Raw genomic sequence first — 2,752 nt, forward strand, 5'->3', positions numbered from 1 at the left:
TCTGCCATACGGTGAACTGTTGGTTGATGAGCATAGTAGCAGCGAGGACATGCCCTACAAGTTCAATGGCAAGGAATTGGATGAAGAAACTGGACTGTATTACTATGGTGCCAGATACATGGATCCCAAAATCTCCATGTGGTTAGGGGTAGACCCGTTAACGGAAAAATATATAAGTGTGAGTGGATATGTTTATTGCATTGGAAATCCTATAAGATTTGTTGATCCTAATGGATGTTGGCATTGGGAAAAAAATGGTAATTTGCATGCTGATAGAAAAGATAACACCAAAACTTTAGCACAATTCCTTGGAACAAGCCAGAAGGATGTTCTGCAGATATTAAATAGAAATAATATTAGAACAACTAAAGGTGGTAATATTGCTGTTAGAAATTTAAGTAAACTTTCATTAGATAAAGGTTCATTATATACCGTAAAAGCAGATTTAAGTGGTACAGTGTTAGAGCAAACGCCAAATTTAAATATTGTTGCTCCAGAAAGTGCTAAAGGGGCTCAACAGGATCAATTAGCAATTAGTCATTATTATTTTGGAAATGGAGAGCCTGCCGATGTCGGAGATATTGCAACAAATCTTTTGATAAATACAAAAACTTTTCAAGACAATCTTAAAGCCGTAACAACAAAAGTAAGAGATAAGAATAGCTTTGATGTAGATATGACAGCCTTAGTGTTTCATATAGGAAAAACTGGCGTATCATATGCAGTTCATCCCGACAAACAAACGAGTCATGTTGATTTTACATTGTTTAGAAAACCTAATTATGTTGATGGCTTTAGAGATCCTCTTGATTTAGGATTTGAATTAGGTGGGACACCATATGATTACAAAGCAAGGACAGTAACATACTATTTCAAACCTGTATTAACAACAAAAAAATGAGGAAGAGTATTTGCATAATAGGCATAGTCTTATTTCTTATTTTCATATGGGTCGATTATAGAAATTATTATATCGGCAAAAGTTTTATTAATTATCACATATTGCCATTTGATTTGAGAACAGAATGTTTGACTTATAAAAAGAAAGTAAATGGAAAATATGTGAGCATAATGGATTTTTCTTTTGTTTATAATAAATCAGAATATTTAGGCAATGGATCGGCTATCCCAAATGATACATATCATCCTCTATTTTATGTTAAATCAATCATTGGTTATTATTATAATAAGGAAGATATGATTATAAAATGTGAGGACACAAAATTCGTGGTTCATTATTTGAGACCAACTTTAAGAAATGGTGAGGTTGCGTTCAATGAGATTACTATTATCAATAAGAAAGAACTTTTAAATTATAAGTATATCTCTACAAGTATGAACTAATAGCCATGAGATAACCTTAATTAGAAACTAATAAACTTGCCAAGGTAAATGGCATCGTAAAAAGATAAGATCGGACAAGAACATCCATATGTTTAAGGCGGACAACACTGAACGAATGAATCGACACAACGCACTAAATCATTTCGCAATAGTACTGCAGAAACACTGCTGCATACGTGCAGTAATACTGCAAAGCCTCTGCAGAAGAACTGCAAGACGTATGCAGTAATCGTGCAGACTAAGTAAATTGAAATTCTTCGGTATAACAATGAACAATACGAGTACACGGAACATCCTCAACTACGCATCTACAGCAGGCAGGGCGAAGTCGTTAAGACTGTCCGTACAGTCATGGCGAGTGTGGCGGATATCAGGACTTATGTCTATGGTGCTACCTATGACAGCTGGAACCGTGTGCAGACGATGACTTATCCTGACGGTGAAGTGGTGACCTACCATTACAATGCTGCAGGACAGGTTGAGCGTCTGACGAGCAATAAACAGGGACGTCAGAGCGTTATTGTTGACAAGATAGGTTACGACAAGGAGGGTCATACGGTCTATACGAAACTCGGTAATGGCACGGAGACTACCTATACCTACGATAAGCAGCGTGAACGTCTGCAGGTGATGAACCTTACAGCGGATGGTCAGACTGTGATGGAAAACAGGTATCGCTATGATGCTGTGGATAATATCCTCGGTATCACGAATGCTGCCAACCCAACATCGCTGACAAAACTCAACAAGGCGAAGCTGGGAGGAAGGAGTTCGCATACGTATGAGTATGACGAGCTGAACCGCCTTATTCATGCAAGCGGTAAGGCAAAAAGTGCAAGTTACGATATGGTGATGTCGTTCGGACGGATGAGTGAACCACTGACTAAGGTACAGAAGGTGGACTCAACAACAACTGCGAAGTCTTATAACTTTGCTTATAAGTATGAGGACAGTAACCATCCGACAGCTCCAACGCAGATTGGTCACGACCATTATACATACGATGCCAACGGCAATCCTACGCTGGTAACGAACGACTCTACGAATACTACTCGTGAGATGTACTGGGATGAAGACAACCGCCTGATGGTACTCTCTGATAATGGCAAGACAAGTCGTTACACTTACAATGCTGCTGGCGAACGTATCATGAAGAGTTACGGTACGATGGAAGGTGTGTATATCAATGGTGCACCACAGGGTATTACCTTCCACGAGACGGACAACTTCACGCTTTATCCTGCAAGTATTCTCTCTGTTAACAAGAATAGATTCACGAAGCATTACTTCATTGGTGACAAACGAATCGCTTCAAGGATAGGAACGGGTCTGTTCAATAATGTCTATGGACGCAACGGTTCATACGTAACAGCTGGTCAGCAGGACTATGCTGAACGTATGAATCAGA

General features: G+C 39.0%; 1 protein-coding gene and 1 pseudogene. Both read left to right on the plus strand.

Annotated elements, in window-relative coordinates; all coding sequences use genetic code 11:
• On the plus strand, positions 1-901 hold a 901-nt coding region (locus HMPREF9144_RS10895; protein ID WP_040595772.1), incomplete at its 5' end, for an RHS repeat-associated core domain-containing protein.
• 866 nt (positions 902-1,767) lie between these two features.
• Positions 1,768-2,752: pseudogene (locus HMPREF9144_RS10905) on the plus strand (type IV secretion protein Rhs); the annotation flags it as partial.

Source organism: Prevotella pallens ATCC 700821, assembly GCF_000220255.1.
Taxonomy (GTDB): Bacteria; Bacteroidota; Bacteroidia; order Bacteroidales; family Bacteroidaceae; genus Prevotella; species Prevotella pallens.